The following is a 14,199-nucleotide window of genomic DNA, read 5'->3' as shown; positions in this document are numbered from 1 at the left end:
CGTGCTCCTTCCTACGAGCCTGAGCCGCAACGCCCCGAGGGGCGCGGGGAACTGCGCGACCGGCCACGACGCGGCCGCGGATGAATGACGCCCCCTCGCGGGGCCCCTGCGGCTCGCTCAGCCACGGAGGCGGGACATCGTCGGGTCGAACAGCGGTTCCTCGGCCACGACCGCCTCGACACGCCGGTCGAAGTAGCCGATGTGGACCGCCGTCCCGGGGACGGAGAGTTCCGCGGGGAGCCAGGCGTAGGCGATGCCCTTGCCGATCGTGTAGCCGTAGGCGGCGCTGGTGACGTAGCCGACGGCGCGGTCGCCGTCGTAGACCGGCTCCTTGCCCAGGACGACCGAGCGCGGGTCGTCGATGGTGAGACAGGTCAGCCTGCGCCGGACGTCCTCCTTGCGGCGCTCCAGGGCGGCCTTGCCGAGGAAGTCGCCCTTGTCGAGCTTGACCGCGAAGCCGACGCCGGCCTCGTAGGGGTCGTGCTCGAAGGTCATGTCGGTGCCGAAGGAGCGGTAACCCTTCTCCAGGCGGAGGCTGTTGAAGGCGCCGCGGCCGGCGATGACGCCGCCGAGCGGTTTCGCCGCCCGCCACAGGGTGTCCCACAGTTTCAGGCCCTGGTCGGCGGTGGTGTACAGCTCCCAGCCCAGCTCACCCACGTACGACAGCCGCATCGCGGTGACGGGCACCGAGCCGATGTAGGCGCGCTTGGCGCGGAAGTACTTCAGTCCGTCGCCCGAGAAGTCCTCGTCCGTCAGCGGCTGGAGGACCTTGCGGGCCAGGGGGCCCCACAAGCCGATGCAGCAGGTGCCGGGGGTGATGTCGCGGACCTGCACCGTGCCGTCGGCGGGGAGCCGGCGGGTGAACCAGTCGAGGTCCAGGTTGCCGTTGGCGCCGACCTGGAAGAGGTCGGGGGCCAGGCGGGCGACGGTGACGTCGCTGCGGATGCCGCCGTCCCGGTCCAGGAGCAGGGTGTAGGTCACCGAGCCGACCGACTTGGCGACCTTGCCGGTGGTCAGCCCCTCCAGGAAGTCCGCGGCGCCCCGGCCGCTGACCTCGAGCCGCTTGAGGGCGGTCATGTCGTACATCGCGACGGTCTCGCGGGTGGCCTGTGCCTCGGCGCCGACGACGGGCGACCAGTACTGCGCGGCCCAGTCGCCGGGCGTGGGGATGTTGCGGCCCTCGACCAGTCCCGCGTTGGCCTCGTACCACTGCGGGCGCTCCCAGCCGCCTGCCTCCAGGAAGAACGCGCCGTGCTCCTGCTGGCGGGCGTGGAAGGGGCTCGTGCGGATCGGACGCGGGTCGCCCGACGGCTGGAGGGGGTGGAGGATGTCGTAGACCTCGACGAAGTTGCGGCAGTCGCGGGCCAGGACGTACTCCGGGGACAGCTGGTGCGGCTCGAAGCGGTTGACGTCGCACTCGTGCAGGTCGAAGGACGAGCAGAAGCCGTCGACCAGCCATTCGGCCATGGCCCGGCCGACACCCGCCGAGTGCGTGACCCACACCGCCTCGGCCACCCAGAAGCCCTTGACGTCCGGGGACTCGCCCAGCAGCGGGAAGTTGTCGGTGGTGAAGGAGAACAGGCCGTTGACGCCCTCCTCGACCTTGGCCTCCTGCGTCGCGGGCAGCAGGGACCGGGTCTCGGTCCAGGCGTCGGCGAAGTCGTCCTCGGTGAACTTCAGGACCGACGGCATGTCGTCGGCCTCGTCGACGGAGAGGATGTCGTCGGCCGAGACGGGCATCGGGCGGTGGCCGTAGTAACCGATGCCGATGCCGTCGAAGCGGTCGCGGTAGTAGAGGTCGGCGTCCTGGTGGCGCAGGATCGGCCGCACCGCCTCCTCCGTCTGCCCCGCGAGCGCCGGGACCGGGCCGGTCCAGGCGAGCTGGTGGGCGAGCGGGGTCAGCGGGAGGTTCATGCCGACCATGCGGGCGATCCTCGGTCCCCAGATGCCGGCGCAGCACACCACGATGTCGGCCGCGATCTCGCCGCGGTCGGTGCGGACACCGGTCACCCGGCCCTCGCTCTGCCGGACGTCCAGCACTTCGTGGCGGGCCAGGAAGGTGACGCCGCGCTCGGTGGCCCGGCGGATCTGCGCCTCGACGGCGAGGACGGCCTTGGCGATCCCGTCGGTCGGGATGAGGAGGCCGCCGAGGATCCGGTCCGGGTCGACCAGCGGGTGCTGCTCGACGCACTCGGCGGCGCTGAGCAGGCGCGCCTCGATGCCCCAGGCGGTGATCCAGCCGAGGCGGCGGTGCAGTTCCGCGAGGCGTTCGGGGGTGGTGGCCACTTCGAGGCCGCCGACCTGGAGGAAGCAGGGCCGGCCGTCGACGTCGAGGGAGCAGAACTTCTCGACGGTGTAGCGGGCCATCTCGGTCATGGTCTTGGAGGAGTTCGTCTGGAAGACCAGGCCGGGGGCGTGCGACGTGGAGCCCCCCGTCGCGGGGAGCGGGCCCTGGTCGACCACGGTCACATCGGTCCAGCCGCGCGCGGAGATCTCGTCCGCGAGTGCCGCTCCCACGACGCCCGCTCCGATGATCACCACTCGGGGTCCCGCCATCGCCGCACCTCCGGATCGAAAACCAGTCGAGTTGCTTGCTGCGCAACATAGTTCAGGTTGCGCAACTCAATGTGCCTGTCGCGGACAGGGGGTGTCAAGAGGTCCGGTGACGTCGGGAAACAGCCCGAAACGCGGCAATGCCCGGCGGGCGGCGCACACAGGTGCACACCGCCCGCCGGGCATCTCCGGCCGTACTGCCGACGCGGGTTACTTGATCCAGGCGTCGACCTTGGCCCGGTTGGCCTCCACCCACTTCTTGGCCGCCGCGTCCGGCGTCAGCTTGTCCACCGCGATGTACTTGGCCACCGTGTTCTGGTCGTCGTTCGTCCAGTTGAACTTCTTCACCAGGTCGTAGGCCGGACTGCCGGACTTGGCGAACTCGGCACTGACGATCTTGTCGAGGTCGTAGACGGGATAGTCACAGGCGATCTTCGCGGCGTCGGCGTCGCACCCCGTCGTGTACGCGGGCAGACCGACCTTCACCAACGGCACCTCGGAGAGGAACCACTGCGGCTCGTAGAAGTAGCCGATCACCCATTCCTTGTTCTTCTCGGCCTTGCGGAAGGACTGGATGAGCGCGGTCTCGCTGCCCGCGTACACCACCTTGAAGTCCAGCTTCAGGTTCTTCACCAGGGCCTCGTCGTTGGTGACGTACGACGGGTCCCCGTCCAGCAGCTGGCCCTTGCCGCCGGACTCGGAGGTCTTGAACTCGGCCGCGTACTTGTTGAGGTTCTTCCAGTCGGTGATGTCCGGGTGCGCCTTGGCCAGCCACGGCGGCACGTACCAGCCGATGATGCCCTTGTTGCCGGTCGAGCCGGCCGCCACGGCGGTCTTCTGGTCGGTGATGTACTTCTTCTTCAGATCGTCGTGGCCCCAGTTCTCCAGGACGGCGTCGACCTCGCCCGTCCCGAAGCCCTGCCAGGCGATCTCCTCCTTCAGGTCCTTCTTGGTGACCGTACAGCCGAGGTCGTGCTGCGCGACGTAGGCGACGACCGCCGCGTCCGCCTCGTAGCCCACCCACGGGTTGACGGCCAGGTTGAAGGTGCCGCACTTGCCCGAGCTGCCCGCGTCCGCGGAGTCCTCACCGACCTTGGCGCCGCCACAGGCGGTGAGGGTCAGCCCGACGACAGTCACGACGGCTGTGCCGGCCACGCCGGTTCTCCACGGTCGTACTGGTGTTGCCATGCTGGTGCTCCTTAAGCGCTCGCGCGTCGCGCCGCGGCCTGGGTGATCCGGTCGAACATGACTCCGAGAAGGACGATGGCGAGTCCCGCCGCGAGACCCTTCCCGTACAGCTGCCCCTGCGAGAAGCCGGCCACGACGTCGTAGCCGAGGGCGCCCGCTCCTACCAGGCCGCCCACAACAACCATCGACAGCACGTAGATCAGGCCCTGGTTGGTCGCGAGCGTCAGGGCACTGCGTGACATCGGCAGTTGAACCTTGGTGATGATCTGCCAGGTGGTGCACCCGGCGGACGTGGCCGCCTCGACGGTGGTCTCGGGCACGGCCCGCACCCCGTCAGCGATGATCTTGATGGCGACCGGCGCCGCGTAGACGATCGCGGCGACGATGGCCGTGAAGCGGGTCGCGCCGAACAGCGCCAGGAACGGCACGAGATAGACGAACGGCGGCATCACCTGCGCCGCGTCCAGCGAGGGCCGCAGCAGCCGGTCGACGAGCGGACTGCGCCCCATCCACACCCCGAGGACCATGCCCAGCAGCATGACCAGCACCGTCGCCACGAGGGTCGACGCCAACGTCGTCATCGCGTCCGACCACAGGCCGGTGCCGACCAGCAGGGCCAGGCAGACGGCCGTGGTCACCCCGGCCCGCGGGCCGCCCAGCACGGCGCCCAGCGCGATCAGCACCGCGGCGACGAGCCACCACGGGGAGTCGGTGAGCAGCGACTGGAACGGGTTGAGCAGGCCGTTGGTGATGCCGTCGCGGAAGGCGTTGGTGAGGCCCGACAGGTTGTCCTGCGCCCAGCCGGTCGCGGTGTCGGCCGCGCTCGCGATGGAGCTGCCGGTGCCGCCCTCGCCGGGGAACTCCGCCGCCCAGAGATAGGTGTGCGACAGATAGACGAGGACGGCGGTGACCGCCGCGCCGGCACCCAGCAGCGGCCTGCGCCACTTGAGGAAGCGGTTCTTCGAACGCCGGGCCGTCTCCGCACGGGCACTGGCCGCGGTGGTGACCCGGTCGAGGACGATCGCCATCACGACGATGGCGAGCCCCGCGTTGAAGGCCGTTCCGACGTCGAGCGACTGGAGGGCCTGCACGACGGTCCTGCCGAGGCCGGGCGCGTCGATCAGCGCGGCGATGGTCACCATGGCCAGGGCGGCCATGATCGACTGATTGACGCCCATCACCACGGTCCGCTTGGACATGGGCAGCAGGACCTTCAGCAGCGCCTGCCCGCGTGTCGCGCCCAGCGATTCGGCGGCCTCGACGGTGGTCTGCGGCACGGAACGGATGGCGTGCGCCGTGATGCGGATCGCGGGCGGTGCCGCGTAGATCACGGTGGCGATCGTGGCGGAGGCCCCGCCGATCAGGAAGAACAGGGTGAGCGGGGCGAGGTAGACGAAGGTCGGCATCGTCTGCATGAAGTCCAGGAAGGGCGTCACGATCCGGTTGACCCGGTCCGACAGCCCCGCCCACACACCCAGCGGGATCGCGAACAGCAGCGCCACGAAGACCGCGGAGAGCGTGAGCGACAGGGTGTCCATGCTCTCCTGCCACAGACCCTGCAGGCCCAGGAAGGTGAAGCCCGCGACGGCCAGCAGGGCGACCCGCCAGTTGCCCACGGCCCAGGAGACGTAGCCCACGATGCCGACGACGCCGAGCCATCCGATCTGCGGAAGGGGGCGGCCGGCGGAGGGCTGTGAGATCAGGTGCTGGATGAAGGTCACCAGGTTGTCGATGACCAGGCGGATCTCGTTGAAGAAGTAGAGGAACAGCGGGTTGGAGTTGCGGTCCGCGCCGATCGAGTCGTTGACGTCGTTGAACCACCGGTGCAGGTCGGTGAGGTCCGCCGCCGCCAGGGTCAGCGTCTGCTTTCCGCGCAGGACGACGAAGAGGAGCAGCCAGGCGACCAGGATCGCGGCCACCACCGTGCGCCGGCGGGCCTTGCGCACACCGGCCAGGGGTGCGGACTTCTCCAGGGCGACGGCCATCACGCCCCGCCTTCGTGCCCGGCGACCACCGCGAGGATCTCCTCGTCACCGACGATGCCGAGCAGCTTGCCGTCCTCCACGACCTTGACCGGCCTGTCCGCCGCCAGCACCGCCCGGGTGGCCTCCTTCACCACGACGTCCGGGCCCAGTTCGGGACCGTCCAGGGCGTCGTCGGGTTCGGCCGGGCGCATGATCCACCGCAGGGTGAGCACGTCGCCGCGCGGCACGTCCTTGACGAACTCGCGCACGTAGTCGTCGGCCGGAGCGCCCACCAGCTCGTCGCCGGTGCCGCACTGGACCATCTTGCCGTCGCGCATGATCAGGATGCGGTCGCCCAGCTTGAGCGCCTCGGAGAGGTCGTGGGTGATGAACACCATGGTCTTGCCGACCTCGTGGTGCAGCCGGATGACCTCGTTCTGCATGTCGCGGCGGATCAGCGGGTCGAGCGCGGAGAAGGGCTCGTCGAAGAAGAGCACGTCCGGGTTGCCGGCCAGCGCCCGGGCGAGGCCGACGCGCTGCTGCATACCGCCCGAGAGCTGGTCGGGGTAGGAGTTCTCGTAGCCGGAGAGGCCGACCAGTTCGACGACCTCCAGGGCCCGCTTGTTGCGTTCGGCCCGGCTCATGCCGCGGATCTCCAGGCCGAAGGCCACGTTGTCGACGACCCGGCGGTGCGGCAGCAGTCCGAAGTGCTGGAAGACCATGGAGAACTTGCGGCGCCGCAGGTCGCGCAGGCGTCGGGGGTCCGCTTCGCGGATGTCCTCGCCCTCGAAGACGAGCTCGCCGGCGGTGGGTTCGATCAGCCGGGTCAGACATCGCACCAGCGTGGACTTGCCCGAGCCGGACAGGCCCATGACGACGAACACCTCGCCCTTGCGGACGTCGAAGTTCAGGTCGCGTACGGCGGCGGTGCAGCCGGTACGGTCCATGAGCTCGCGGCGGGTGAGGCCGCACAACTCCGCCGAGTCCGGTACCTGGTCGGCCTTGGGCCCGAACACCTTCCACAGCCGGCGCACGGATATGACCGGAGTACCGTCCGCGTCCTCGGGCGCGCCGCGCCGCTGCGGGACCTCGGTCTGTGCTGGGGTCATGATCGACCTCTCTTCGGCGTTCAGCCGCGGAACCAGTGCTGCGGCCGGGGTTGGATGTTCTGCCAGATGTGTTTGGGCTCTCGGTACTCGTCCAGGCCGGTCGGTCCCAGCTCCCGGCCCACACCCGAATGCCCGAAGCCACCCCATTCCGCCTGCGGCACGTAGGGGTGGTAGTCGTTGATCCACACCGTGCCGTGGCGCAGCCGCCGGGCCACCCGCTGGGCCCTGCCCGCGTCCTGCGTCCACACGGCCCCGGCCAGTCCGTACTCGGTGTCGTTGGCGATCCGCACGGCGTCGTCCTCGTCGGTGAAGCGCTCGACGGTGAGCACGGGCCCGAAGGACTCCTCGTGCACGACGCGCATGTCCTGCCGGCACTCGTCGAGGACGGTCGGCGGATAGTAGAAGCCGCCGGCGAGGGCCGGGTCGTCGGGCCGTTCACCGCCGCAGCGCAGCACGGCCCCCTCGGCGAGGCCAGCCGCGACGTACGCCTCGACCTTCTCCCGGTGCTGTGCGGAGATCAGCGCCCCGGTCTCGGCCTCGGGGTCGAAGGGCCCGCCGAGGCGGATCCGCCGGGCGCGGCGGACGACCTCGTCTACGAGCCGGTCGTGCAGCGAGTCCTCCACGATCAGCCGGGCGCCGGCCGAGCAGACCTGCCCGGAATGCAGGAAGACGGCCGTGAGAGCGAAGTCCACGGCCGTCTCGAAGTCGGCGTCGGCGAAGATCACGTTGGGGTTCTTGCCACCGAGTTCCAGCGCCACCTTCTTCACGGTCGCCGCGGCGGTGGCCATGATCCGTCTGCCGGTCTCCAGGCCGCCGGTGAAGGAGACCATGTCGACGGCGGGGTCCTCGGCGAGCGGGGCGCCGGCCTCGGGCCCGGTGCCCAGGACGAGGTTGGCGGCGCCGGCCGGGAGTCCGGCCTCGGCCAGCGCCCTCATCAGCAGGATCGAGGTGGAGGGGGTCAGCTCGCTGGGTTTGAGGACGATCGTGTTGCCGGCCAGGAGCGCCGGGGCGACCTTCCAACTCGCCTGCAACAGCGGGTAGTTCCAGGGGGTGATCAGCCCGCACACGCCGATCGGCTCGTAGACGACGCGGCTGACGGCGTCGTCGCGGCCGGTGTCGATCACACGGCCGGCGTCGGTGCCGCCGATCCCGCCGTAGTAGCGGAAGCAGGAGACGACGTCGGCGATGTCGTACTCGCTCTCCACCAGCCGTTTGCCGGTGTCCAGCGACTCCGCGCGGGCGAACTCCTTGGCGTCGCGTTCGAGGATGTCGGCGGTGCGCAGCAGCAGCGCGCCGCGCTCCCGCTCGGAGGTGCGCGGCCAGGGTCCCTCGTCGAAGGCGCGGCGGGCGGCGGCGATCGCCGCCTCGGTGTCGGGACGCGTCCCTTCCGAGACGGTCGCGGTGAGGGAGCCGTCGGCGGGGCAGCGGATCTCCCGGCGCCCACCGGCCGACGGGTCCCGCCATTCCCCAGCCACATACAGGTCTGCCACGCGCCAATGCCCTTCAGCCCGAACTGCGTTGCGCATCATGCATTCAATTGCTTGTGGTGGAACACCTTGACGAACATCGCAGACCTGCGTCAAGGGGTTGGCGGATGACGATTTCGCCATGCGGGTACTTGTGCGGCCACCCTTGACCGAAAGCGGCGTCGAGCCGACCATGTTGCGTATCGCTCACCATGTTGTGCAATACGCACTGACGGAGGTCGCTGTGTCCGCTGAGTACCCTGGTCCGCAGCCCGGTCGTGAGTACGTCCTCACCCTCTCCTGCCCCGACAGCGCCGGACTGGTCCACGCGGTGAGCGGCTTCCTCGTCAGGAACTCGGGCAACATCCTGGAAAGTCAGCAGTTCGACGATCGACTGCAGGGCCGTTTCTTCATGAGGGTTCACTTCGACGTTTCCGACCCGGAAGCGCAGGTGAAAACACTGCGTTACCGATTCGGCCCCGTCGCCGAGGCGTACGGCATCACCTGGACACTGAGCGAGGCGTCGACGCCGACCCGCACGCTGATCATGGTGTCCCGGTTCGGCCACTGCCTCAACGACCTGCTGTTCCGGCAGCGCACCGGCGCACTCAACATCGACATCCCGGCGATCGTCTCCAACCACCGGGACTTCGAGGGCCTGGCGCAGACGTACGGCATCCCGTTCCACCACATCCCCGTCACCAGGGACACCAAGGCCGAGGCCGAGGCACGCCTGCTGGAGCTGGTGAGGGACCTGGAGGTCGACCTGGTGGTGCTGGCCCGCTACATGCAGATCCTCTCCGACGACCTGTGCAAGCAGCTCGAAGGTCACGCCATCAACATCCACCATTCCTTCCTCCCCAGCTTCAAGGGCGCCCGCCCCTACGACCAGGCCTACGACCGTGGCGTGAAGCTCGTCGGCGCGACGGCGCACTATGTGACCCCGGACCTGGACGAGGGGCAGATCATCGAGCAGGACGTGGTCAGGGTGGACCACTCGCTCGGCCCCGGGGACCTGGTCACGGTCGGCCGGGACGTGGAGGCACAGGTGCTCGCGCACGCGGTGAAGTGGCACAGCGAGAGCCGCGTCATGGTGTACGGCAACCGCACGGTGGTCTTCCGCTGAGCGGTACGACACGAGGGGCGGGGCCGGACTTCCGGCCCCGCCCCTCGTCTGTTCTGTATACAAGCGCCGCACAGGTGACTCGGCCCGTCCGGCGCTCGAGGACGAGGCCCGTTCAGGGCCGAAGGGGGTCTGGGGGCACAGCCCCCGGCAAGGTCCGCTGAACCCACCTCAGCCGCCGAGCCGCTCCAGCACAGCGCGGCGCCAGCGTTCCGTCTCCGCGATCTGGTTGAACGTGAACAGGTGCAGCCCCGCGACGCCCGCCGACGGCGCGGTGAGCGCCTTCTCGGTACGCGCCAGCAGCCTGTCGGGTGAGTACCCGCCGGGTGCCGCGAACCGCAGGAACCACGAGGCGTGCCCGGTCAGGAAACGGGTCGACTCCCCCACGCCGATCTTCGCCGCCATGGACAGCAGCTTCGCCCGTTGTACGGGTCCCGCGACGCCCAGGTGGACGGGCAGGGTGATGTCCCGGCGCCGGATCCGGACGAGCCAGTCCCCCAGCACCCGTGGGTCGAAGCAGAGGTTGCTCACGAGGTAGGTGGCGTGCCGGCGCTTGTCCCACATGGCCTGCACGGTGATGTCGTCGTGGATGAGCGGATGACTCTCGGGATAGCCGGCGATGCCGACCCGGGCGAAGGGCCGGCCCAGCTCGCTCAGCCGGCGCAGCACCGGCAGCGACCCGTCGTAGACCCCGGCCGGCCGGTCGGCGTCGCCCGCCGGGACGAACACGTCGTCCACGCCCACCTCGCGCAGCCGATCGGCGACCTCCTTCAGGTGCGCCTCGTCGCGCAGCAGCCGCGCGGGCACGTGCGGGACGACGCGGTAACCGTGCACCGCGAGCCGGGTGGCGAGGTCGAGGGTCGGTTCCAGGCCCTTGACCGGCGACGCCGTCACGGTGACGACGACCTCGCGCGGGACATGGGCGAGGACCTTGTCCTCGGTCGCCTTCGCGGGCAGCACCTCGTAGCGGACGCTCTCCAGCAGCGCCCTCAGCCCTGGACCGGCCAACGTCTACCCGGCCTGCTGCTGAGCGTCGCGGTGACGGTAGTACACGGCCTTCGACGGCGGCTGCGGCTCCTTGCCGAGGATCAGGTCGGCGGCCTTCTCCGCGATCATCATCACCGGCGCGTAGATGTTGCCGTTGGTGACGTACGGCATCACCGAGGCGTCCACCACGCGCAGCCCCTCCACGCCGTGCACCCGCATGCTGGTGGGGTCGACGACGGACATCTCGTCGGTGCCCATCTTGCAGGTACAGGAGGGGTGCAGGGCGGTCTCGCCCTCCTTCGCCACCCAGGCGAGGATCTCCTCGTCCGTCGCCACCTTCCGGCCGGGGGAGATCTCCCCGTCGTTGTAGGGGGCGAGCGCGGGCTGGTCGAGGAGATTGCGGGCCACCCGGATCGCCTCGACCCACTCGCGTCGGTCCTGTTCGGTGGAGAGGTAGTTGAAGCGCAGGGCCGGGTGCTCGCGCGGATCCCTGCTCTTGATCTTCACCGAGCCGATGGCGTCGGAGTACATCGGGCCCACGTGCACCTGGTAGCCGTGGCCGCCTGCCGGTGAGGAGCCGTCGTAGCGGACCGCGATCGGCAGGAAGTGGAACATCAGGTTGGGGTAGTCCACGTCCTCGTTGCTGCGCGCGAAGCCGCCGGCCTCGAAGTGGTTGGTCGCGGCGGGCCCCTTGCGGAAGAGCCACTGGAGCCCGATGAAGGGGGCGCGCCACTTGGCCATGTACGGCTGCATGGAGACCGGTTGCCTACAGGCGTACTGGACGTAGACCTCCAGGTGGTCCTGCATGTTCTCGCCGACGCCCGGAAGGTCGTGGACGACGTCGATGCCGAGGGCGCTCAGCTCACGCGCGTTGCCGACGCCGGAGAGCTGGAGCAGCTGAGGGGAGTTGATCGCCCCGCCGCAGAGGATGACTTCGGCGGCCCGGACCCGCCGGGGTGCGCCCTTGCCGCGCCGGTACTCGACGCCGACGGCCCGCTTGCCCTCGAAGAGCACCCGCGTGACGAGGGCGCGGGTCCTGACCGTGAGGTTGGGCCGCTTCCTGACGGGCTTGAGGTACGCCTTCGAGGCCGACAGGCGGCGTCCGCGGTGGACGTTGCGGTCGAACTTGGCGAACCCCTCCTGCCGGAAGCCGTTGACGTCGTCGGTGGGTGCGTAGCCGGCTTCCCGGGTGGCCTGGAGGAAGGCGCCGAAGAGCGGGTTGGTCGCGGGACCGCGTTCGAGGACGAGGGGGCCGTCGTGGCCGCGGAACTCGTCGTCCGGGTCGGCGGCGAGACAGTTCTCCATGCGCCGGAAGTACGGCAGACAGTGCGCGTAGTCCCAGGTCTCCATGCCGGGGTCGGCCGCCCAGCGCTCGTAGTCCATCGGGTTGCCGCGCTGGAAGATCATGCCGTTGATGCTGCTGGAGCCGCCGAGCACCTTGCCGCGCGCGTGGTAGACGCGCCGGCCCCCCATGTGGGGCTCGGGCTCGCTCTCGTACTTCCAGTCGTAGAACCGGCTGCCGATCGGGTAGGTCAACGCCGCGGGCATATGGATGAAGACATCCCACGGGTAGTCGGAACGCCCGGCCTCCAGCACCAGCACCCGGTTCGCCGGGTCGGCGGAGAGTCTGTTCGCCAGTGCGCTGCCGGCCGATCCGCCGCCGACGATGACGAAGTCGTATTGCAGGGGAGCCATGGTGCCTCGTCTCGCTCGCGCCGTAGATACGCGAGGCATGCTAATAGAGGTAGCGTCATGCGCACCAGGTTGCGAACGACGCAACTTGCAAGGTCTTTGTTTCGGCTTCGTTGCTTGCGGTCGAGTTGTTTACTGCGCGTATAGTTGTGCTGTGAGCAACCACAGCCAAGACACCGAATCGACAAGTTCGCAGGCCGGCGGAGTGCAGTCGGTGGACCGCGCCATCAGCGTCCTCGAAATCCTCGCCCAGCGCGGCGAGGCGGGCGTCAGCGAGGTGGCCGCCGAGATCGACGTGCACAAGTCCACCGCGTTTCGGCTGCTCGGCGCCCTGGAGGCACGCGGCCTGGTGGAGCAGGCGGGCGAGCGCGGCAAATACCGTCTCGGCTTCGGCATCGTGCGCCTGGCCGGTGCGGTGACCGGCCGCATCGACATCACCCAGCAGGGCCGCCCGGTGTGCGAGCGTCTCGCCGAGGAGATCGGCGAGACGGTCAACATCGCCGTCATGCAGGAGCACTACGCGATCAACCTCTACGAGGTGCGCGGCCCCGGCGCGGTCACCGCGCACAACTGGGTCGGCGAGCTGACCCCGTTGCACGCCACCTCCAGCGGCAAGATCCTGCTGGCCCACCTCCCCGCCAAGGAGCGCGCCGCGCTGCTGGCCGAGGCCGGGATGAAGAAGGTCACCCCCCACACCATCACCGCGAAGACCAAGATCGAGAAGAACCTCGCCGAGGCCCGGGAGCGCGGCTACGCCTGGACCCTGGAGGAGCTGGAGATCGGCCTGCACGCCATGGCCGCGCCGGTCCGCAACCGCGACGGAGAGGTCATCGCGGCGCTCAGCGCCTCGGGTCCCGCGTACCGCTTCACCGAGGAGCGGCTGCACGAGCTCTCCCCGGTGCTCCTCAAGGGCGCCCAGGAGATCAGTCACCGGATGGGCTACCTGGGCTGACCGGCCCGACTACCGGGGGCTGCCGCCCAGGCGCTCGTTCACCCAGTCGTGGAACGCGCCGATGTGGTGCTCACTGGGCACCAGCACCCCGCCCTTGGCGTACATCCGGGAGCTCATCCCGGGCTGTGTGCGCTCGCACGCGTCGAAGTCCTGCCGGTTGACCCGGTCGAAGAGTTCCACGGACCGGCTGACGTCCTTGCCGCTCTCGACGACGTGCGGAAGGTAGAGCCAGTCGCACTCGACGATCGTGCGGTCGACGGCCACCGGGTACATCCGGTGGAAGATGACATGGTCGGGGACGAGGTTGACGAAGACCTGCGGCCTGACGGTGATCGCGTAGTAGCGGCGGTCCTGGTCGTCCGCCACCCCGGGGATGCGGTCCAGCCCCTCGGAACCGTCGACCGTGAAGCCCTGGACCTCCGCACCGAACTCCGCGCCGTGTCCGACGTAGTACTGCGCGGCGTATCCGTCGGCGAACTCGGGCAGTACCTCGGTGAGTTCGGGGTGGATCGTGGCGCAGTGGTAGCACTCCATGAAGTTCTCGATGATGAGCTTCCAGTTCGCCTTCACGTCGTAGACGATGCGCCGGCCGACCGAGAGGTGGTCGATGCCGTAGCGCTCGATCGACTCCACGTCACCGAGGCGCGCGACGACATCACCGATGACGGCCTCCTCGAAGGAGGGCGGGTCCTCGGCGAGGCACACCCAGACATAGCCGAGCCATTCGCGCACCGCCACGGCGACCAGACCGTACTCGGTGCGCCCGACGTCGGGCATCTTGGTGAGGTTGGGCGCCGCGACGAGCTTGCCGTTCAGGTCGTACGTCCAGGCGTGGTACGGGCACTGGAAGGCGCGCTTGACCTCGCCCCTCTCCTCGGTGCAGAGCTTGGCGCCGCGATGCCGGCACACGTTGAAGTAGGCACGAACGGCGTTGTCACGCGCGCGGGTGACGAGGATGCTCTCGCGGCCCACGTCGACGGTGCGGAAGGCACCGGGCTTCGCCAGCTCCGAGGCGCGCGCGACGCAGAACCACATGGTCTCGAATATGCGCTCCTGCTCCTGGGCGAAGATCGCCGGATCCGTGTAGGAGGAGCCGGGGAGGGTGGCGATCAGGCTGTCCGGCAGACTGGTCGAGGTCACAGGGCACTCCTCGGGAAACGTCATG

At 69.4% G+C, this 14,199-nt stretch carries 10 protein-coding genes; 2 read left to right on the top strand and 8 right to left on the bottom strand.

Annotated features, from left to right (window positions below; all coding sequences use genetic code 11):
• Window positions 1-117: 117 nt before the first annotated feature.
• The 5 genes from QQM72_RS11270 to QQM72_RS11250 all read right to left on the bottom strand — a co-directional run bounded on the left by QQM72_RS11270 (window position 118) and on the right by QQM72_RS11250 (window position 8,304).
• Window positions 118-2,556 carry a GcvT family protein gene (locus QQM72_RS11270; protein ID WP_314220692.1) on the bottom strand — a complete coding sequence of 813 codons (2,439 nt, stop codon included), beginning with the start codon at window positions 2,554-2,556 and terminating at the stop codon, window positions 118-120.
• Window positions 2,557-2,763: 207 nt separating this feature from the next.
• Window positions 2,764-3,741, bottom strand: coding sequence for an ABC transporter substrate-binding protein (locus QQM72_RS11265; protein WP_314220691.1), 978 nt, complete (start codon window positions 3,739-3,741; stop codon window positions 2,764-2,766).
• Window positions 3,742-3,752: 11 nt separating this feature from the next.
• Complete coding sequence (locus QQM72_RS11260; protein ID WP_314220690.1) at window positions 3,753-5,726, bottom strand: ABC transporter permease; 1,974 nt, start codon at window positions 5,724-5,726, stop codon at window positions 3,753-3,755.
• Window positions 5,726-6,814, bottom strand: coding sequence for a quaternary amine ABC transporter ATP-binding protein (locus QQM72_RS11255; protein WP_314220689.1), 1,089 nt, complete (start codon window positions 6,812-6,814; stop codon window positions 5,726-5,728). Before QQM72_RS11255 ends, QQM72_RS11260 begins: the two co-directional genes overlap by 1 nt.
• 20 nt (window positions 6,815-6,834) lie before the next feature.
• Window positions 6,835-8,304 (bottom strand): aldehyde dehydrogenase family protein, encoded by a 1,470-nt coding sequence (locus QQM72_RS11250; protein ID WP_314220688.1) that lies wholly within the window; start codon window positions 8,302-8,304, stop codon window positions 6,835-6,837.
• 220 nt (window positions 8,305-8,524) lie between these two features.
• Here QQM72_RS11250 and purU point away from each other — a divergent pair, with 220 nt between their 5' ends.
• Window positions 8,525-9,406: a formyltetrahydrofolate deformylase gene (gene purU / locus QQM72_RS11245; protein WP_314220687.1), complete on the top strand. Its 882-nt coding sequence runs from the start codon at window positions 8,525-8,527 to the stop codon at window positions 9,404-9,406.
• Between the two features lie 168 nt (window positions 9,407-9,574).
• Here purU and QQM72_RS11240 read toward each other — a convergent pair whose 3' ends face one another.
• Together QQM72_RS11240 and betA are read right to left on the bottom strand one after the other, a co-directional pair.
• Window positions 9,575-10,411: a methylenetetrahydrofolate reductase gene (locus QQM72_RS11240; protein WP_314220686.1), complete on the bottom strand. Its 837-nt coding sequence runs from the start codon at window positions 10,409-10,411 to the stop codon at window positions 9,575-9,577.
• A gap of 3 nt (window positions 10,412-10,414) precedes the next feature.
• Window positions 10,415-12,085, bottom strand: a complete 1,671-nt coding sequence (gene betA / locus QQM72_RS11235; RefSeq protein WP_314220685.1) for a choline dehydrogenase — start codon at window positions 12,083-12,085, stop codon at window positions 10,415-10,417.
• Between the two features lie 202 nt (window positions 12,086-12,287).
• Between betA and QQM72_RS11230 the strand changes: the two genes are divergently transcribed.
• Window positions 12,288-13,034, top strand: coding sequence for an IclR family transcriptional regulator (locus tag QQM72_RS11230; RefSeq protein ID WP_314220812.1), 747 nt, complete (start codon window positions 12,288-12,290; stop codon window positions 13,032-13,034).
• A 9-nt stretch (window positions 13,035-13,043) separates the two neighbouring features.
• Here QQM72_RS11230 and QQM72_RS11225 read toward each other — a convergent pair whose 3' ends face one another.
• Entirely contained in the window at window positions 13,044-14,174 is a 1,131-nt protein-coding gene (locus QQM72_RS11225) for an aromatic ring-hydroxylating oxygenase subunit alpha (RefSeq protein ID WP_314220684.1), read from the bottom strand.
• Window positions 14,175-14,199: the final 25 nt, after the last annotated feature.

Source organism: Streptomyces zaehneri, assembly GCF_032248645.1.
Lineage (GTDB): Bacteria > Actinomycetota > Actinomycetes > Streptomycetales > Streptomycetaceae > Streptomyces > Streptomyces coriariae.
The sequence above is the reverse complement of the archived record's forward strand: the minus strand, read 5'-3'. Positions and strand labels throughout refer to the sequence as shown.